Source organism: Methanobrevibacter oralis (genome assembly GCF_001639275.1).
Lineage (GTDB): Archaea > Methanobacteriota > Methanobacteria > Methanobacteriales > Methanobacteriaceae > Methanocatella > Methanocatella oralis.
The window spans coordinates 1-20,348 of sequence record NZ_LWMU01000042.1 but is presented as its reverse complement, the minus strand read 5'-3'; the positions used below and the strand labels follow the sequence as shown (position 1 = coordinate 20,348).

Annotated in this window: 18 protein-coding genes; 6 read left to right on the top strand and 12 right to left on the bottom strand. The window is 30.7% G+C overall.

Going from position 1 to position 20,348, the window contains the following annotated elements; translation table 11 throughout:
- Window positions 1-3 precede the first annotated feature (3 nt).
- Genes MBORA_RS01250 through MBORA_RS01225 form a run of 6 tightly spaced genes read right to left on the bottom strand, consistent with a single transcriptional unit; the run spans window position 4 to window position 5,459 of the window.
- The gene (locus MBORA_RS01250; protein WP_081738378.1) at window positions 4-1,716 is read right to left on the bottom strand and encodes a formylmethanofuran dehydrogenase subunit A; all 1,713 of its coding nucleotides are present in this window, start codon (window positions 1,714-1,716) and stop codon (window positions 4-6) included.
- An 8-nt stretch (window positions 1,717-1,724) separates the two neighbouring features.
- Window positions 1,725-3,101 (bottom strand): formylmethanofuran dehydrogenase subunit B, encoded by a 1,377-nt coding sequence (locus MBORA_RS01245; RefSeq protein ID WP_042693645.1) that lies wholly within the window; start codon window positions 3,099-3,101, stop codon window positions 1,725-1,727.
- A complete protein-coding gene (locus MBORA_RS01240; protein WP_042693823.1) occupies window positions 3,091-3,660 on the bottom strand; it encodes a molybdopterin dinucleotide binding domain-containing protein in 570 nt (189 codons plus the stop codon). Before MBORA_RS01240 ends, MBORA_RS01245 begins: the two co-directional genes overlap by 11 nt.
- Window positions 3,661-3,671: 11 nt before the next feature.
- Entirely contained in the window at window positions 3,672-3,902 is a 231-nt protein-coding gene (locus MBORA_RS01235) for an ATP-binding protein (RefSeq protein WP_042693647.1), read from the bottom strand.
- Window positions 3,903-3,910: 8 nt separating this feature from the next.
- Window positions 3,911-5,008, bottom strand: coding sequence for a tungsten-dependent formylmethanofuran dehydrogenase subunit FwdF (fwdF, locus tag MBORA_RS01230; RefSeq protein ID WP_063720117.1), 1,098 nt, complete (start codon window positions 5,006-5,008; stop codon window positions 3,911-3,913).
- Window positions 5,001-5,459 carry a 4Fe-4S binding protein gene (locus MBORA_RS01225; protein WP_042693649.1) on the bottom strand — a complete coding sequence of 153 codons (459 nt, stop codon included), beginning with the start codon at window positions 5,457-5,459 and terminating at the stop codon, window positions 5,001-5,003. The genes fwdF and MBORA_RS01225 overlap by 8 nt, the downstream gene beginning before the upstream one ends.
- Window positions 5,460-5,873: 414 nt before the next feature.
- Between MBORA_RS01225 and mobB the strand changes: the two genes are divergently transcribed.
- Together mobB and moaA are read left to right on the top strand one after the other, a co-directional pair.
- Window positions 5,874-6,911, top strand: coding sequence for a molybdopterin-guanine dinucleotide biosynthesis protein B (mobB, locus tag MBORA_RS01220; protein WP_042693651.1), 1,038 nt, complete (start codon window positions 5,874-5,876; stop codon window positions 6,909-6,911).
- Window positions 6,912-7,838, top strand: coding sequence for a GTP 3',8-cyclase MoaA (gene moaA / locus MBORA_RS01215; RefSeq protein ID WP_063720116.1), 927 nt, complete (start codon window positions 6,912-6,914; stop codon window positions 7,836-7,838).
- Between the two features lie 74 nt (window positions 7,839-7,912).
- Here the strand turns inward: moaA and MBORA_RS01210 are convergent, their stop codons facing one another.
- From MBORA_RS01210 to hxlB, 4 genes are all read right to left on the bottom strand, one after another.
- Window positions 7,913-9,112 (bottom strand): Coenzyme F420 hydrogenase/dehydrogenase, beta subunit C-terminal domain, encoded by a 1,200-nt coding sequence (locus MBORA_RS01210; RefSeq protein ID WP_042693652.1) that lies wholly within the window; start codon window positions 9,110-9,112, stop codon window positions 7,913-7,915.
- 16 nt (window positions 9,113-9,128) lie between these two features.
- On the bottom strand, window positions 9,129-11,273 hold the full coding sequence (gene fdhF, locus MBORA_RS01205) for a formate dehydrogenase subunit alpha (protein ID WP_248845829.1): 2,145 nt from the start codon (window positions 11,271-11,273) through the stop codon (window positions 9,129-9,131).
- A 60-nt stretch (window positions 11,274-11,333) separates the two neighbouring features.
- Window positions 11,334-12,122 (bottom strand): formate/nitrite transporter family protein, encoded by a 789-nt coding sequence (locus MBORA_RS01200; protein WP_106787261.1) that lies wholly within the window; start codon window positions 12,120-12,122, stop codon window positions 11,334-11,336.
- Between the two features lie 431 nt (window positions 12,123-12,553).
- Window positions 12,554-13,144, bottom strand: a complete 591-nt coding sequence (gene hxlB / locus MBORA_RS01195; protein WP_042693654.1) for a 6-phospho-3-hexuloisomerase — start codon at window positions 13,142-13,144, stop codon at window positions 12,554-12,556.
- Between the two features lie 76 nt (window positions 13,145-13,220).
- On the opposite strand from hxlB, the gene MBORA_RS01190 reads away from it, so the two are divergent.
- The 4 genes from MBORA_RS01190 to lysS all read left to right on the top strand — a co-directional run bounded on the left by MBORA_RS01190 (window position 13,221) and on the right by lysS (window position 18,409).
- Window positions 13,221-14,090 (top strand): LysR family transcriptional regulator, encoded by an 870-nt coding sequence (locus tag MBORA_RS01190; protein WP_042693656.1) that lies wholly within the window; start codon window positions 13,221-13,223, stop codon window positions 14,088-14,090.
- Between the two features lie 163 nt (window positions 14,091-14,253).
- Window positions 14,254-15,168: a carbohydrate kinase family protein gene (locus tag MBORA_RS01185; RefSeq protein WP_063720115.1), complete on the top strand. Its 915-nt coding sequence runs from the start codon at window positions 14,254-14,256 to the stop codon at window positions 15,166-15,168.
- Window positions 15,169-15,412: 244 nt separating this feature from the next.
- A complete protein-coding gene (gene thiC, locus MBORA_RS01180) occupies window positions 15,413-16,711 on the top strand; it encodes a phosphomethylpyrimidine synthase (protein WP_042693658.1) in 1,299 nt (432 codons plus the stop codon).
- 114 nt (window positions 16,712-16,825) lie between these two features.
- Window positions 16,826-18,409, top strand: coding sequence for a lysine--tRNA ligase (lysS, locus tag MBORA_RS01175; protein ID WP_042693660.1), 1,584 nt, complete (start codon window positions 16,826-16,828; stop codon window positions 18,407-18,409).
- Between the two features lie 69 nt (window positions 18,410-18,478).
- Here lysS and MBORA_RS01170 read toward each other — a convergent pair whose 3' ends face one another.
- Both MBORA_RS01170 and MBORA_RS11045 read right to left on the bottom strand, forming a co-directional pair.
- Window positions 18,479-18,949 carry a nucleoside deaminase gene (locus tag MBORA_RS01170; protein ID WP_042693661.1) on the bottom strand — a complete coding sequence of 157 codons (471 nt, stop codon included), beginning with the start codon at window positions 18,947-18,949 and terminating at the stop codon, window positions 18,479-18,481.
- A 5-nt stretch (window positions 18,950-18,954) separates the two neighbouring features.
- Window positions 18,955-20,094: a V-type ATP synthase subunit I domain-containing protein gene (locus MBORA_RS11045; RefSeq protein ID WP_231475886.1), complete on the bottom strand. Its 1,140-nt coding sequence runs from the start codon at window positions 20,092-20,094 to the stop codon at window positions 18,955-18,957.
- Between the last annotated feature and the right edge of the window lie 254 nt (window positions 20,095-20,348).

Sequence of the window (20,348 nt, the reverse complement as noted above, 5' to 3'; positions counted from 1 at the left end):
CCCTTATTTTTGAACATCTATTCTGATTGGGTTAGATACGTAGTGATCATGTACAGGATAATTTTCCCATTTTACAGAGTAATATTGAGTGAAGAACGGCATAATATCATCAATGACTTTTTGTTCTTGTTTTTCGTATCCTTCTACATTTACCCATATGTTTTGACTTTCTTTGACTTTTACGATTTCTTTATCTTTTACTAAAATTTGACCATCTTTAATAGTGTACTCTGCAAGGGAGAAACCATCTTCAATTTCTTGATATTGAAGTGATGGGTCAATTTCATTAGGATTTATGTCATATACTGCAATGTCTGCTTTGAAACCAGGAGTAAGTGCTCCTCTATCTTCAAATCCATAGATTTTAGCTGGAGCAGCTCTTGTAATAGTTGCAATGTCATAGAAATCATATTCCCTATCAATAGTTCCAAGGGTAGTTCTTTTATGAGCCCATTTGTGTACTTCACCATTATCTATCATGTCCATTCTTCTTTTACTACTCATTAACCAGGACATAATTCTTGGATATCTTATAAATGGACCTGCATTAGGATGGTCAGTTGTTAAACATACTTTCCATGGATCATCAATGTGTAAAAACAATTCAAGACCAATAGCCCATTGTAAAGAACTAACTGGACTTTTTTGTGAGTAAATACATGGAATAATACCAGCAGCAGTTTCACATTCAATATCTTTGTTGGTCCATTTTAATCCAGATAATTTGAATAAATCATATTCCATTGGTGCATCTGCAGTCATAGTAGTGGTTTCATCGAAAGTTACCTGACCAACGTCACAAGTAATGTGATCATGAGAATTAATATATTTAGCAATTTCTTCAGCACCAGATGCAGCATCTTTCCAACTGTTACCAGTGTAAGAGTGGAATTGTAAGTGACAAATATGCATAACTTGATCTCTTATTGTAGCATTAGAACTCTTCTTAATATTTTTAACAGAATCTAAAGTTGCAAGAGTAGTAGGTACATTACCTGGATGACCTAAGTCATTTGGGTGAATATGAATAGAATGCGGAAGACCTAACATTTCATTTGCTTTAGCTAACGCCATTACGACTTCTCTAGATGTTACATCAAAGTAAGGTGCTTTATCATCGTATCCATGTACATTCATACCCCATCCCCATGCTTCACTACCACATGGATTCACAATTTTAATACCGTACCCTTTAGATATTTTTAACCATGCAGATACAAATGCTGCTAAATCTTCAATATTATTTTCTTTTGCATATTCCATTACAAACCAGTTGTTACCAAATAATGGTAAAGCTGGAACATCAATATTAGGAATAGTAGCAATTTCTTCGTGAGTGTGTTTTGCTTCAAGTGGAGGCATAGCTGCTTCTACAACAGTACCATAACCTAATCTTGAATATCTGTAACCAGTTGCTGGACAACTTGGAATTGAAAAACCAGATTCAGATCTTAATACTTTAGTTTTCTGAGTAACACCTCTTCTTGAATCTTCAGGTCTGTATAATCTACCAACAACTAATTTTGGTCCTGCAATATGTGAGTGAGGATCAACACCTGCCGGCATGACAATTTTATTAGTGACATCAATTACTTTAGCTTCTGATGATACATTGTCTACGATGATGTCATCTTTAAACATTACGTCTTTTTTCTCCCCATTGATTCCATTAGCAGGGTCGTAAACAATACCATTTTTAAGTATATATTCCATTATATCACCATTTAGAGTGCGTTTGGATTAGGCACATATTTTGGAGCGACATTTGGCTCTTCTCTGAGTTTCATTACTCTTTCTTTTAATTCTCTAACAATCCATTCGTCATCACGACATGTTTCAGGCTTGTCAATAGCTTTTTTCATGTAAATAGGAACTCCATCCATACGATAACTTGTACCTGCACATTCGACAGCAATGAATGAACCAGGCAATACTACATCAGCAAGTTCAGTAGATGGTCCCCAGTGAATATCAATTTGAATTACAGGAATATCAGCTAAGTGTTGATTAGCTCCATTTGGGAAGTGAGCACCAGGATCTGCTGCAATAACCATGAAACAATCAGGTTCTTTTCTGGTAAGTAAATCAATAGTGTTTGTTTCACCTAACATATATCTAGTGTAACCTCTACAGAAATCAACACCAAATGCAAAACCAGTTTCGAAAGCCATGAAAATGTTGAAACCATTTACATTAAAGTGACCTCTCATTGGAGTAAGGCCCCATTTGGAGAATTTGTTTAAATCTTGAATCATTTTAATTGCAATATCTATGTTTCTTTGTTTAGATAATGTATGAGTTAAACCTAAACCAAAGAAAAGAGTACCAAATTCAGCATTTTTCATTTCTTCACATAATTCATAAATATCTTCTTTAGGGATTCCAGAAATTACATCTTGGTATAATTCTTTTCCTTTTAATACTGCACGGATAGCATTGTAGAAACCATAATCCCCATTTTGTTCGAAACCAATCCATTTATCAGAACATTTAGCAGTATCTGAAAATTTAGGATCCATAGTTACAACAGTTCTATCAAATCTTCCTCTTTGTCTAAAGTATCCACGACAGAACACAGCATATCTAGCCATGTGTCTTGGGTGAGAGTTCATAGCATTACTTCCAGAGTAAACAATGACATCTGCTCTGTTTTGAACTTCCCCTAAAGTTTGAATAGGATATCCTGCATTTTGTACAGCTTGTAAACTTGGTCCGTGACAGATAGTAGCTTGATTATCTAATACAGCACCAATATACTCACCTAATTCTAAACCTTCTTTCATACATTCAGTAGATGTTTCAGACCATCCATAAAATACTGGTCTAATAGAATTAGCAATATATTCAGCAGCTTTATCTAAAGCAGTGTCCCAATCTACTTCCATGAGCTCTCCATTTTCATCCCTAATCATTGGAACAAGTAACCTTTGATCCATATCTTCCATGATTTTACTTGCTCCTAATCTGCATGCATGTCTTACAGCAACAACATGATTATCTTTAACTAAGTAATCTAAATCATCACAATTACATCCACAAAATGCACAAGTACAATTTTCCACAATGTAATCATAATCTGTAACAGGTGGTTCATAAGTCATGATCAATCAACTCCTCCCATTTACGTCCTTTGTATACTGGCCTTTCGCCTAAAGATTCCATGTTTTCAACAACATCATTATCATCTTCATCAACATATTTTTTGTATACCCACCTCATTAAATCAGCCATGAGTAATACTTTTCTATCAGTTTTTTCTACAGTACATTTAACACCTTTGTAAGTAGGGTCAGAACAACAGTAAGTATCATGACTTACAACAGTATTAGCCCATGGGCCTTTACAAATAAATATAGTTCCTTCATGAGGAGCATCTCTAGATACTGCAGCATTTACAACAACTTCTCCCCAATCAGTTTTAACTAAAACAGTGTCCCAATTGTTTACACCTAATTTAGCCATATCTCTTGGATCCATATAACAAGTTCCTGACACGTTTTTATATTCTTCTTTTAAGGTAGAACCTCTTTTCTTACATGCCCCTTGATAAATATCAGATCCAGTGTTTAACATACATTTAAGAACATCAGTAGTTCCTTCACCAGTAATTTTTACATCAGGCACTACAGGTTTTTCTAAATAAGTATTAGCATAATGCATTATTATTCCTCCTATTCTAACCATATAGCATTTACTGGGCAAAACATTTGACATGTTCCACACAATTCACATTTTTCAGAACTGAATAATTTAATAAATCCGTTTTCTACCATGATTACGACTTCTTCAGTTTTTGCACCATTACCACCAGCATTTTCTGGACTGATAGCTGCGTTAACAGGACAAGCAATTACACAAATCCCGCATCCTAAACAATTATCTTGATTAACTTTAAGTTCCATATAAACACCTAGTCTTTAATTGCATCTAAAGCTTCTTTCCAAGTTGTTGAATTTATAGGAGTATGATCAATTTCAGTTCTGGTTACAGTAATTGCACCATTAGGACAAGCATTAGAACATGCTTTACAGCGAATACAATACTCATCATTAGTGATGACATGATCTAATCTTGAACCAGGTGCATTAGAAATTGGGAATGCTAAAGCATTACAATTACAAATATCTACACATGCTCCACAAGCTTGACATTTATCCTGATCTACTTCTAAAGTTCCTTTAAATGGTTTTTTAGTTTTAGCTGCGTCAGTTGGACAAACACCTTCACACCAACCACAATATACACAAAGTTCTGAGTCAATGATGGAATTCCCTTTAACAACAGCTTTAGCAGGATTTAAGTCATATTCTCCATAAGAACAAGATCTACAAACTGCTTTAATTGCATTTGTAGGACAAGCTTTTTTACAAACAAGACAATAAACACAATTGTCAGTGTTAATTTCAATAGATTCTTTACCTGTTTCTTTATCTACAATAATTGCTTCTGCAGGACATAATTCTTCACATACCCCACAGTAGATACATTCATCTTCATTTACTTCAATTTCACCAGTTACTAAGTCAGCACGTACTGGTAATTTTCTTTCAATGACAATAGCATCACGAGGACATGCAATTTCACATCTTTTACAGTAAATACATTCATCGTCGTCGATTTCGGAAAAAGCGTTATAATGAGGATATGCTTCAATTTCTCTAATCGGCACGTCATTAATAGTTAATACTAATGCGTCAACAGGACATAAACCACTACACATACCACATAAAACACATTTATTTTCGTTTACAGTAATCTTTTGAACATCAAAATCATCACGGAAATTTTGAGCGATTTTATCATGTCCACTAAAGTAAATTGCATTAGACACTCTACTACGAGCATCAACAGCAATTGCATTTAATTCAATTGCGCCAACAGGACAAGTAAATTCACAAATTCCACACCCAAGACAGATGTCATCTTTAAAAGACAAGTTTCTTACTTCTTCGGCAGATCTTGTGATGTCAAAGTTATTGTCGTTGACCTCTTTTAAATTTCTAATCATATTCAATCTCCAAAATTTTTATCGAATTAGTTGGGCATTCGTCTTTACATAGTTGACAACCACAACATTGTATGGAGTCTACATGTGCTTTTAATGATTCTAACTTAATAGCTTTCATCGGACACATGCTTACACATAAGCCGCAACCAATACAAGAATCTTCTACTTTAGCTTCGAAATTTCTTTCTCGGCAAATATTCACAATTTTACGACTCTGATCTGGTTCATCAAATATGGCCTCAGTCATCTTTAAAAAATCGCGAGGAGATAATTCAGTGATAGTCCGCGCAACCTCTATTGAATTCCAAGATAAGTTCCTACCATTCAAATAATGAGATATTGTCGATCTATCAACGCCTAACTCCTCAGCAATTGCTTGGTGACTTTCACCCGCATCTTTTAATTTGACCGCGGCCAAATATTTTAAACCAGATGCTATATGTTTTGGCATTTTGAACCACCATGTGTAATGATTACACATATGTTTTTTATTAATAAATACTTGCCTACTAAAATCAAGACACAAATTTTAAATATAACTGTGGTAATAATACACATTAAAAAATTATAAAATTAATTAAAATTTACTAAATTATAATTTAAGACTATATTATAACTTATAGATATAAATAATAAAGAAAATAAAGTAATAATAAAAAATAATTATTAAAAATACTTTAATATAATGAAAATATGATTTTATATGAAAAAAATATCATACTAACTACCATTAAAAGTATTACAAAATATGCATAAAATAATGAAAATTTTTAGGCTTACCTAAAATATGTTGATACTACACATCAACAAATATCGGTTAAGTTAATAATCATTGTTATTATAAATATTACATGGGGATTATAAAATGAAAATAGTATCTATTGTTGGAAATAAAAATTCTGGAAAAACTTCATTAACTACAAAACTTATTAGAGAACTTACAAAAAGAGGATATAATGTAGCTTCAGTTAAACATTCTCATCATAATATAGAAATGGATAAACCGAACACTGATACATGGCGACATAAACAAGCTGGAGCTAATTTAGTTGTGGGTATAGGTTCCACTACATTTTTTAATGTAAAAGAAGAATATGATTTAAATAGAATTCTATATTTACTAAAACATTTAGGTAATTTTGATTTTGTAATTATTGAAGGATTTAAAAAATATAACTATCCCAAAATAGCAACATCACCGGAAATTGTTGATGAATATACAATAAAAGAAGTTAATCCCTTTGAAGCAGATTATGAAATGATTAATGAATTAGCTGACCTTATCGAAGAAAAGGGCCATGACATTGTTGATACATTATTTTTAGATAATTGCGGATACAATAATGGAGAAGAAATAGCTCATGAAATTCGAAATGGAAATATTAAAACTGATGAATTAGATGATGTACACAGTTACCTATCTGTTAACGATAAAGTGATTGGATTAAACAGATTTGTTAGCGATTATATTAAACAAACCCTTGTTGGAATCATAAATAGTCTTCATACCAAAGAATATGGTGTAGATACTGTTGATAAAATTGAAGTGCTAATAAATGATAAAGAAAAAATAGATTCCGCTATTAAAAAATCTGATATAATAATTAACGGTGAAAAAATTGAAATCAATGAATTTGTAAAGTCAATAGTTGCAAATTCAATTATAGGAATTGTCAAATCCCTTCAAACTAATGAAAAAGCTAAAAATATACAAATAGATATCGAAAATATCGAAAACAATGACATTTACAATGCAAATGTTTCTCTTATAATAAATGATGAAATTATTAAAATCAATGCGTTTGTAAAAGGTATTTTAAAAGAAAGCATATTTGGAATATTAAAAACATTACATATTGATGATGAAATTAAAGATGTGAAAATTGATGTGGAGATTGAATAAATGAGTTCCCAACCTGTAAAAGATAAATTTGATCGCCCCATCATATCTTTAAGAATAACATTGACAAACAGATGTAATGTTAATTGTTTATACTGCCATCACGATGGAATGGTTTCATCAAAAGATGAAATGACTCCTGATGAGTTATATACAATTTGTAAAATAGCTAAAAAGATAGGCGTTAGAAAAATCAGAATATCTGGTGGAGAACCATTAATTAGAAAAGACATAGTTGAAATTGTTGAAAAAATTTCTAGTCTTGGCTTTGAAGATATATCAATGACAACAAATGGTGTTTTATTAGAAAAATATGCCCAAGATTTAAAAGATGTTGGACTTGATAGAGTAAATGTTAGTTTAGATACTTTAAATCCTGAAACTTATCAATTTATTTCTAAAAAAAATTATTTAGACTCTGCAAAAAAAGGAATTTTAAAAAGTGTTGAAGTAGGATTTTATCCTGTTAAAATAAATATGGTTATAATGAAAGACATTAATCAATTTGAAATTAAAGACATGTTCAAATTCTGTAAAGATAACAATATTGTACTTCAATTAATTGAATTGATAGAAAGTGAAAATTGTGAAGATGATGAATTTAGTGCAGAATATCATTATAACCTAGATACTATCGAAGAAGAATTGTCTAATATAGCTGATAATATTAAAACACGTAAATTTATGCAAGGCCGTAAAAAATATTACATCAACGGTGGAGAAATCGAAGTAGTTAAACCTGTTGACAATAGTAATTTTTGTGCAAACTGCAGTAGATTAAGAATAACCCCTGACGGTAAAATTAAACCTTGTTTGCTTAGAAATGATAATCTTGTTGAACTAATTTCTCATGTGAGAAATAATGAAAGTGAAAAAAAATTAGAAGAAATTTTCATTAAAGGTATTGACAATCGAAAGCCTTTTAATTAATAAAAAAAACTATTTTTAAATTAAATTTCTATTAAATCAAAAAAAGAATAAAAAAATAAAGCTAAATAGCTTTATTATAACTTTTTAGCATGAGATATATGATCAGTGAATGGAATACGTTGATCTACATCAAATCCACTTTGATATCCATATATTTCTTTAACTTTGTTGTTTACAGTGTTCCATACTTTTGCTACAGGAATTTCACATGGACATACTTCACTACATTGGCCACAATTGGTACATGCATCAACCATGTGTACCATACGAGTTAAATGGAAAAATGGTGCAGCAGGAGTGTATCCACCAGGTACCCACTCTGGACCTTCTGCTTCAAGACAACAATCCTCACAGAAACAGAGTGGACATGCTTCACGACAACCATAACATTTCATACAAGAAGAAAATTCTTCATCATATTTGTAAAATACATCAATAATATCTCCAGTTGTACCTGCAAAATCTTCTTCTTTTTTCTTAGCAGAATTTTTAAGCATTACGTTGTTAATTTTTTCTCTTATTTCGACACCTTTTTCAATTGGTTCTTCAACAGCAATTAAACCTGCATCAATAACCTCTTGAAGGATTTTAGCTCCTTTGTCAGAAAATGTTTCAACAAAAGTAGCTTTACCAGCTAAAGGACCAATTACTCCCCAATTTCCTAGTGCAATGTCAGTGTTTGATGGGATTTTTAAAGAACATCTTTGACAATTCTCTCTTCTACCCATTCCTTCTTCTTCTAAATCTTCGATACCAAATGCTACTTCTCCATCAGCAGTTTCCATTATGAGTTTACCCTTAGCAATTTCTTCTTTGATAACATCTTTAGGATTTAATTCATATACATCCTTAATCATTTTCATGGTTGGTACTGGAGGCATTGTTCCACCACAGTTTACACCAATCATAATTACATTGTCTTCAATGATTTTGCCTTTTTTCATTAATTCTCTCATAGTCATTGCATCACAAGGTTTACAAGTAACTGCAATTTTCATGTCTCTGCATCCATCTAAATATTTGTATACAAACTTAGCTAGGTTTAATGTACCACAGTGGATTGAACCTGCAGTTTTAATAACATCTTCAGATTTTGTTATGAGACAAGGGACAGCATCGTAAATATCTACTCCTTCTTCAACAGCAACGACACCATCTACAATATTGTTTTCTAATAAATATTTCATTATGGTAGTTACAACACCACCATATTCCCCTTTTTGTTTAATATCATCAATAGCAGAGTATGCATAGTACATATTTTCTGTGCTCATATTATCTACTCCCCATTTATTTTCCTATAATAGTAGTTGTGTAATCTTCTGCTGCGATATCAGTAACAGTTCCATCTTTAAAGAGTTGAGTTTTGATTTCAACAGCTTCATCGAATTTTTCTACTTTGATAGCACATGCCTTTAATTCAACCATTTTAGATTTAGGATCGAAAGAATCAGAGTTAGTTAATACATTAGCAGCACATTCTGCAAAGTGCATAGGAATGTTTACAATACCTTTTCTAATATCATCAGTTACACGAGCAGGAATTGCAATAGATCCTCTTCTAGATGATGCTTTAACAACCTCACCGTTAATAATATCTAATTCTTTTGCATCTTCAGTGTTGATTTCTATAAATCCAGTTTTTACTTCATTATCTAAAGTTTCACACCTTCTAGTCATAGCAGCATGATAATGGAATAATACCCTAGTGGTTGTTAATAATAATGGATATTCTTCATCTACAACTTCAACAGGACCTTTGTGTTCTAAAGCTTGGAAAATACCTAAACCATCAGGATGTGCAAATTTATCTTTGTGCATTAATGGTTGACATGGATCATCTTCAGATGGACATGGCCAGTGAAGAGCTTCAGGAGTATCTAATCTTTTACGATCCATACCAGCGAAGATTGGTGCACATTCTCTAATTTCATCGAAGATTTCTTCAGAAGATTCATAATGGAATTTTTCTCTTGGAACTCCCATTCTAACAGCAATTTCTTCCATAATCTTCCAATCTAACCAAGCACCTTCAGGTGGTTCTTGAGCTTTGTGTAAACATTGAACTCTTCTTTCACCACTGGTAAAAGTACCTTCTTGCTCACCCCAACCTGCAGCAGGTAAAATAACATCAGCACATTGTGCAGTATCAGTCATGAAACATTCTTGTACAATTAACATGTCTAAATTATCAAGAGCTTCTCTTGTGTGTTTAATATCTGCATCAGATAATACAGGGTCTTCACCATGAATATATAATACTTTTAAATCACCAGCATGAGCTGCATTCATCATTTCAACTAAGGTTAAACCTTTTTTAGCTGGAAGATTTACACCATAGTATTCATTGAACCAGTCAGTAGTTTCCTGATCTTCTACTTTTCTGTATCCAACATAATCAGATGGTAATGCACCCATATCACAAGCACCTTGTACATTGTTTTGTCCTCTTAATGGGTTTACACCAGTTCCTTCCCTACCAATGTTACCAGTTAACATTGCAAGGTTAGCAGTAGACATTACATTATCTGCACCGTGAGAGTGTTCAGTGATACCCAATGAATATACAATAGCTGCTTTATCAGCAGATGCATATTCAACAGCTAAGTGTTCAATTACTTCAGGTTTGATTCCAGTAATTTCTGAAGCCATATCTAAAGTATATTTTTGAACAGTTTCTTTCATTTCTTCGAAACCTTTAGTTCTGTTTTTAATGAATTCATCATCTTGTAATCCTTTATCAATGATTACTTTAATCATAGCATTCATTAAAGCTACATCAGTTCCTGTTTCAAATTCAACATATTCGTCAGCAATTTTAGCAGTAGGAGTGAACCTTGGATCTAAAACAACTAATTTAGCACCATTTTTCTTAGATTGAATTAATTTACGTCCAAATAATGGGTGAGCTTCCATGTTATTTGACCCAATACAGAAAATATAATCTGCTTCTTTAATACTGTCAAATCCATTGGTCATAGCACCTGATCCAAAAGTATTTGCAAGACCAGCTACAGTAGGACCGTGACAGATACGAGCACAGTGGTCAACATTTTGAGTACCACAAGCTACCCTAGCTAATTTCTGAGTAATATAAATATTTTCGTTTGGTGAACGAGCACATGCATAGAATCCAACTTTGTTTGGATCTTCATCAGATACTTCTTTAAGTTTGTTAGCAACTAAATCTAATGCTTCATCCCATGAAGCTTCTCTGAATTCACCATTTTCTTTAATTAACGGAGTAGTTAATCTATCTTCTCTGTTAATAAATTGATATCCAAAGTTACCTTTTGGACATACTTTACCTTCGTTTACTGGGTGTCTTTTATAAGGTTCGACACCTACAATCTTATCGTCTTTTACGACGAAGTTAATTCCACAACCAGTACCACAATATGGACAGATTGTTGGAACAATTTTAATATCAACCATTTTATAATCTCCAAAATTGATTTTAAAAAAGTTTAATAAGAAACTTTAAAAGTTCCTTATTTATTCTTTAAGGTATGTGTACCAATAAATACAACCTACGAATATAGCACCACCTACGATGTTACCGAGAGATACAGGAATTAAATTATTTATAATCATAGTACTCCAATTTACACCCTCAGCACCTAAAAACATACCTAATGGTATGAAAAACATGTTTGCAACACTGTGCTCAAATCCAATACATACAAACGCCATGATTGGGAACCAAATACCAAATATTTTACCAATTATATCATCAGATGCATTTGCAAGCCATACAGCTAAACATACGAGCCAGTTACAACCAATAGCCCTTAAAAATGCTTGATCCCAACTTAAACCTACTTTCGCAGATGCAACTTTAATAGCTCCTGCAGAAATGACTGGATCTGTTGCAATACCTGATAAATATGCAAGTACAAATGCTACAAAAATAGCACCGACAAAATTGAATACCCAACTAAATACCCAATTTTTAGCAAGACCACCAATAGATGATTGACCATCTAAAACTCCCATTGTCATAAACATTATGTTTCCAGTGAATAATTCTGATCCTGCAAGAACAACAATAATTAAACCAACTGGGAACACTGCACCAAATACAAATTTAGACAAACCAAGCGGTGCACCCGCATCTAACATACCAGCGTTAGCAACTTCTGCAAGTAAACCACCAAATGCAATGTAAGCACCTGCTAAAAATGAAAGTAAAATTAAATTTACTAAATTAGCAGACCCTTTAACTCCACCAGTAGATGCAACAGCTTTTGCAACATCTGCTGGACCTTTAAAAGATGAACTCATATTATCAACCTCATTTTCCCTTTTTATTAAATACAACATAATACTAACGAATAAGCCAATTTTCTTTATTTCATAGTATTATGTCTTATTATATGTTTTTAATTAATAAAAAGGATTTATTATTAAATTCAAAAAGAAATATTTAAATACTATTAGTATATAAAATACTTAATGATAAATAATTATAAATATTATTTTTTATCTAATTTTTAATAATTTTTCAAATAACTATTTTTAATAAGCTATGAACCTTTTTAAAGAATTAAAATCTGCATATAATAATATAAAAAAACTGGAATATCTTTATCATAATATATAAAGAAATAAAATGAATTTAGTTAAACCTAAACTTAGAGTTTATTGTTAAAAATATTAAATTTAAATTGTGCTTATAAAAACATGTAAACTTTTTCAAAGCACATGAAAAAGAATTATTCAAGAACAGTGTGTCTAGCTTTTAAATCACTTTCGGTTTGATGCATTTTTTCCATTAACTCAGATACAATTGCATCTAAAAATACTAAAGTTGTTAATTCAAAAGCGGTTCCAAGAGGAGTTAAAGAAGTATAGTTTCCGTGAATTTGACGTTTCATATAATTTTCATCATCAACTTCTTTTTTTGTTCTTCCTTTAACAAGAAGAATACTATCAGCTAAATTACCTAAAGTAGAATTAGGATAAGAAGTTACAACTAATACTTTAGAACCTCTATTTTTAGCAATTTCAGATGCAGAAACAATAGTATTTGTCTCACCAGAACCAGAAATAGCTATAATACAATCATCTTCATAAATAGCAGGAGAGATTGTTTCACCTACAACATATGCACTTACACCTAAATGCATTAATCTCATAGCAAAAGCCTTAGCAGCAAGACCTGATCTTCCAGCCCCTGTTACAAAAACATTTTTAGATTCAATAATTATGTCTTCAAATTTATCAATAGAGTTTTCATCCAAATATTCTTCAGCGTTTTGAATATTATCCAAAATTGCATTAATAGAGGTTTTCATTATTTCCATTTTATCAAGTTCCCCAATAAACAATAAAACATATAATATTTATTATTGATTAAAATTTTATATATAATTAATTATTATGAATCTTAAAAGTAAAGGCTTGGTCAATTTAGAAATCAATGGTGAAATTTATGATTATAAATTATACCAAAGTTTAGATGCATTAGCTAGAGTTAATTCTCAAAGAAAAGCCGCAAAAGAATTAAATATTGCACATACTGTTTTTAATAGAAGATTAATTAAAGCAGAAGAAAAATTAGGATTTAAACTTAGTAAAAAATCAGGAAATGGAACCATATTAACATATTATGGTAATAAATTACTTGAAGAATATAAAAAATATTTAATTCAAATAGAAAAAACTGAAAATATAACTCTTGCTGGAGGCCATATTAGTTCTGGACTTTTAGACAGTATAAATCATCCATTTAAACTCCATATTTATAGTAGTAGTGATGAAGATGCTTTTGAACTTGCAAAACGTGGAGCTGTAGATATATTGACCCTAGATGATCCAGTAATTGCTTATGAAAGAGACATTGACTTTATACCAATAGCTTATGATTACCTTGTTTTAATATCAAGCCCTAATTCAAAAGAAATTAAAAGTATTAATGATTTAGATAATCTTAATTTTGTAAACGTTAATGGTTCGGCTCAAAGGCTTGCTTGGAACAGTTTAAATCATTATGACGTTAAGTATAATATAACAAACAATGTTAATTCTCAGTTTGATGCATTTAAACTGGTTAGAAATTCAAAAAACTTACATAGTTTCTTAAATGCCAGTTATTTTAAAGGAAATGAAATATTAAAATTCGATACTCGTCATGTAATTAGCTTAATTAAAGTTAATGAAGATAAAGAAGAAATTGATGACTTTATTAATTTTTTATTAAATGAAGGGCAAACAGCCATTAAAAATCAAGGATTTATCCCAATGGAATAATACTTTTCAAATGCTAAGAAAAAATGTAATATAATATTATGATGTAATATAATTAATTACGAATTAATTTAAACTACACCATCACTAAGCATATGCACTTTCAAAATTATTAAATAATATTGAAACAAAAAATTAAATACGAAACAAAAAAAAAGGCGATAATATGGCAAAAAACAAAGATTTATTAGCAATCGGTCACTCTGCCCATGATTATATTATTAGAGTATCTGAATTTCCAAAAGCTAATTTTTCAGCGCCTATATTAAATATGAAAACATTTAATGGTGGAGCTGCAGCAAATGTAGCTTGTGTTGGAGCTAATCTTGGATTAAAAACTTCATTAGTTTCTGCTGTTGGTGGTGAATTCAAAAAATCCGATTATTACGAGCATATGAAAAATTTAGATATCGACACTGACTCTTTAATAATTGTCCCAGGTGAATCAACACCTACTGCATTTGTTTTAACTAATGATAATGAAGACCAAATTAGTTATTTCTATTGGGGTGCTGCTAGAGAATTCACAGAAAGTAAAATACCAACTTCTGCAATATCCAATGTTGAAGCAGTGCATTTAGCTACAGGAGATCCTAACTTTAATTGGAAATGTAGTATAGAAGCTAAAAATAATGATAAACTTGTTTCATTTGATCCTGGCCAAGACCTTGGAATGTACGATACTAAAAAACTAAAAGATGTGATTGGAAACACAACTATCCTCTTTGGAAATCATCATGAAATAGAAAGAATTTTAAACTCTCTTGAAATTGACATTAATGGACTTAAAGAATTAGGACCTAAAATAATCGTTAAAACTTGTGGTGCTAATGGAAGTGAAATATATTCAAAAGATGAAAAAATAAAAATTGGTTCTATTTTAAAAGAAGCTGTTGATCCAACAGGTGCAGGAGATTCCTATAGGGCAGGATTTTTATCAAGATTTTTAAATGGAGAATCCTTAGAAGAATCTGCTAAATTTGCATCATCCGTATCATCATTTATTGTTGAAGAACAAGGTTGTCAAACTAATATGCCAAGCTTTGATGATGCATTTAAAAGAATGAATGAATTTTATTAATTTATTATACTTTTTTTATTAAAGATTAGTTTATTTAACTCAAATTCGTTTTAATTAAACCAAAAAAATTAAATAAACTATTTTTTAAAATTAGATTGATATTTGTCCATATTAATTAAATTAAAATCAATCCAATTAATTTAAATACTATTAACGAACAATAAGAAAATATCAAATTGATATTATATAGAATTCATATAAATTTGACTGTTTTAAATATTATTGGAAAAAATAGTGTGATAATATGACACAAATGAGCGACGCAAAGAAAGATATTTTAACAGAAGAAATGAAACATGTGGCAGCTAAAGAAAATGTTTCAGAGGAATTTATTTTAAAATCTGTAGCTGAAGGAACTATTGTAATTCCTAGCAACGTACACAGAGATATTGAAGCATCAGGTATTGGTGCTGGACTTAGAACAAAAATCAATGCAACAGTTGGAACATCAACAGATATTGTAAATTTTGATGAAGAAGTCTTAAAAGCGCAAATTGCAATTGATAATGGTGCAGACTGTTTAATGGAATTAAGTATTGGTGGAGATTTAGATGTAATTAGAAGAAGAGTACTTGATATGTCCCCACTTCCAGTTGGTTCAGTTCCAGTATACCAAGCAGCAATTGAAACTATTAGAGATGAAGGCTCTGTAATTTACATGGATGAAGATAAATTATTCAATACTATAGAAAAACAAGCAAAAGATGGTATTGACTTTATGGCTATCCACAGTAGTATTAACATTGAAACATTAACTAGACTTAAAAGACAAGGACGAGCAACTGGACTTGTTTCAAGAGGTGGATCATTTATGTCTGGTTGGATTGTTGAAAATGAAAAAGAAAACCCATTATATAAAAACTTCGACTATGTTTTAGAAATAGCTAAAGAACATGATGTTGTTCTTTCTCTTGCAAATGGAATGAGAGCAGGATCCATTGCTGATTCAACAGATAGAGCACAAATACAAGAGTTAATCATTTTAGGAGAATTAATTGATAGATCTCGTGAAGCTGGAGTACAATGTATGATTGAAGGCCCCGGACACATTCCAATAAATGAAATTCCAACTAATGTTATGATTCAAAAGAAAATGTGTTCAAATGCCCCATTTTATATGTTAGGACCTATTGTATGTGATGTAGCACCAGGTTATGACCACATCGTGTCAGCTATTGGAGCAGCATCATCTGCAAAAGCTGGAGCAGATTTCATTTGTTATGTAACTCCTGCAGAACACTTAGCACTTCCATCCCCACAAGATGTAAAAGATGGAGTTATTGCAACAAAAATCGGAGCTTACGCTGGAGATTTAGCATCAGGAGCAATAAGTGGAGAAAGAGATTTGGCAATGGCCGATGCAAGAAAAAGACTTGATTGGGAAGCACAATACGAAATTGCATTATTTCCCGAAGAAGCACGTGCTAAAAGAGACCAAAGACCTCCGGAAGATGAAGATGCATGTACAATGTGTGGAAACTATTGTGCTGTGAAAATTGTTAATGAATGGTTAGATAAATCTGACTCAGATTTAATTAAATAATCTAACTATTTTTCTCTTTTTTTAAATAATCTTTTTATACTAATAATAAGAAAATAATTAGTATACTTATTTTTTATGATAATTAAGTTATCTTATTATAACTGGTGAATTTAGATGAAACATTGGATTGAAAAAATCGCTGAAGAGTTAAATGAAAGAAATATCGAAAAACATGTAATTGCAAGTGGAACTTCAATATCTGGTTCAATACATATTGGAAATTCCTGCGATGTATTTATTGCTAATGCAATTGGGAAAAAATTACGTGAACTTGGTGATGATGCAGAAACAATATGGATTGCTGATGATCATGACCCCCTTAGAAAAGTTCCTTTTCCACTTCCTGAAGATTATGAGAAATATCTTGGAATGCCTTACTCAACCATTCCATGTCCAGATGGATGTTGCAGTAACTTTGTAGAACACTTCGAAAAACCATTTTTAAGAGTAATGAAAGATTATAAAATAGATATTAAAACTAAATCTGGTTTTGAAATGTATAAAAGTGGTATTTATAATGACTATATTAGGATAGCTCTTGAAAAAACTCCACAAATAAAAGAAATATTTAATAAATATAGAAGAGAAGCATTAGCTGATAATTGGTTACCTTATAATCCAATTTGTGAAGAATGTGGTCGTGTAAACACCACTTATGCTTATGATTATGATGGAGATAACATCAAATACAGATGTGAATGTGGTCATAAAGGTGAAATGGACATTAAATCTGGAAATGGAAAACTTACATGGAGAGTAGAATGGGCTGCAAGATGGAAAATATTTGGAGTTACCTGTGAACCATTTGGAAAAGATCATGCAGCTAGTGGTGGATCCTACGATGTAAGTAGCGTAATTTCAGAAGAAATATTCAATTATGAAGCACCATATCCTGTACCGTATGAATGGATTACATTAGATGGTGAAGCTATGAGTAAATCTCATGGAGTATTCTTTACACCAGAGGAATGGTTAAAAATTGGACCTGCTGAAAGTCTTAACTATTACTTATTTAGATCAAAACCAATGAAAGCTAAAGATTTTTCACCTAAAATGTCATTTTTAGACTTTATGGATCAATTTGACAAAGTAGAAAAAGTATTTTATGATGAAGAAAAAGCACCCTCTGAAAAAGAAGGTAAGAAATTTAAGAAAATATACGAAGTTTCACAAATCAATATTGGAAGTCCACTACCTTTTAGACCTCCATACAGATTCTTAGTTAATGCTTATCAAATAGCTGGAAATAATTTAGAAAAAATATTTAATATTCTTAAAAATAATTCTCAATTAACTAAAAGCTTTGAAAATAAAAACTTTGATGATTTAAATGAAAATGAATTAGCTCAATTTGAAGAACGTGTGAATAATGTAAGTTATTGGTTAGATACTTATGCCCCTAAATTTGTAAAATTCCAAGTTCAGGAAAAAAACATTCCAAAATTACCACTAACTGATGAACAAACACAATTTTTAAATGACCTAGCTAATTTAATAGAAACTACAAATTACAACAAAGCTGAAGATTTACATGATGCAATGTATGAAATTCTTGAAGAGCAAGGATTAAAACCACAAAAAGGTTTTCAAGCTATCTATAAAATGATTTTAGGTCAAAAACAGGGCCCTAGGGCAGCATCATTTTTATTATCTCTAGATAAAGATTTTGTAGTAAAAAGATTAAGACGAAAAGCTTAAATAAGCTTTTTAAATCTTAAATACCTTTACCACTCACCATTTTTTTAAAAAAAAAACATGTAAGCTAATTTATAATGTTTCGGTAGTGTTTCCTACTTTAGATAATTCATTTTTCCAGCAATCAGAATTTTGACAAACATACTGTTCCAATAATTCTCTACATAAATTATTATTTAAAATAACGACTTCAACATCATTACATTTAAGAAGATTTTCTGCCCCCCTCAAAGTAGTATTTTCTCCAATTACAACTTTGGGAATATTATATAATATAACCGCACCAGAACACATCGGACACGGAGAAAGTGTAGTGTAAAGCGTACAACGTACATAATCTTCATGACTCAGTCTTCCAGCATTTTCAATAGCATCCATTTCAGCATGTAAAATAACAGAATCATTTTGAATTAATCTATTATGACCTCTAGATACTATTTCACCATCTTTAACTAAGACAGCACCAATAGGAATTCCACCTTCATCTAAGGATTTTTTAGCTTCTTTAATAGCTTCATCCATGAAATAATTATCAGATTTCATATGATTTAATCATCTAACTTTACAGATTTATTAGATATCCTATCAAATAGACCTCTATTTGACTGTTTATCAATGATTTTTTCAAGTTTATTTACTTGTTTTCTTAAATTAGAAATTGTTTTTTGAGATTCGTTAGATAATTTATCATAACTACTTTCTTTAACTTTTAATTGAGTTTTAAGAGAATTAATTTCATTTTCAAGATCTGTGATTTTTTTATTAGTTTTTTTATCCACATCATCCTTATAACTACCAACATCAATAAGTTTATTTCTCAAATCATGTACTTCAGAATTGAGTTTTTTATTTTCTTCAATATGATTTGAAATTTCTAATTCCAAAGACTTAATCTCTTTATTCAATTTTATATTATTCTCTTTTAAACTATCTAATCTATTTAAACTAAGTGAATCAATTTTAGACTTATATTGTCCAATTTTACTTTCATATTTATCTTTAATAGACTCCATTTCTGATTCTAATTTATCTAATTTAATTTTATTTACAGCACCGTCTGCACCAAGTTTTCCTACTCTATCACTTAAGTCAGCATTAATATCTAATTGGTTAAAATATTTTTTAGTAGAATTTTCTAATGCAATTGTTAACTCGTTTTTAAGCTTTTTAAGCTCAGAATTTTCCTTTTTGAGTTTAGGAATAACTTTATTAGTTAAATAATTAAGTTCACCAGATTGATTATTTAATTTATTTTCTCTTTCTTTAAGTTTAGATTTTAAATCCATTAAGATTTTATAGTCTTTATTTTGATTTGAATCTAAATTTGTTTTAAATTCATTAGAATCTGTTTTAATATTTGTTTCATCAACAACATCATCCCCATCAACAGAATCAACAACTACCTCATCCTCAACAGGAACATCAACAACATCATCCCCATCAACAGAATCAACAACTACCTCATCCTCAACAGGAACATCAACAACATCATCCCCATCAACAGAATCAACAACTACCTCATCCTCAACAGGAACATCAGGAACATTATCCTCAACAACTACATCATTATTCAAAGTAACATCTTTACTATCTTCAACGACGTCATCTTTAGAACTATCTTTAATTTTATTCAAATTTAACTTTATTTTACTACCATACATAGAATTAATTGGTTTATCATCAGACATTATATCACCAAAAAAGCAATAATAATTAGTTCAACAACATACTACAAGATAAAGTTATCTAATCCAAAATATTTAAATATTTTTAAAAGATATTTGCAAAATCATGAAAAAAATAATAAGCCATAAAGGGACTGTCCAATAATTAGTATTTTTAATCCTAAATTATGAAAATCGATGTGTAATTATAAGGCCATATACAGTTGAAATTACACATCGATTGCTATTTTTAATCGGATTTGGCTAAATTTTCAACT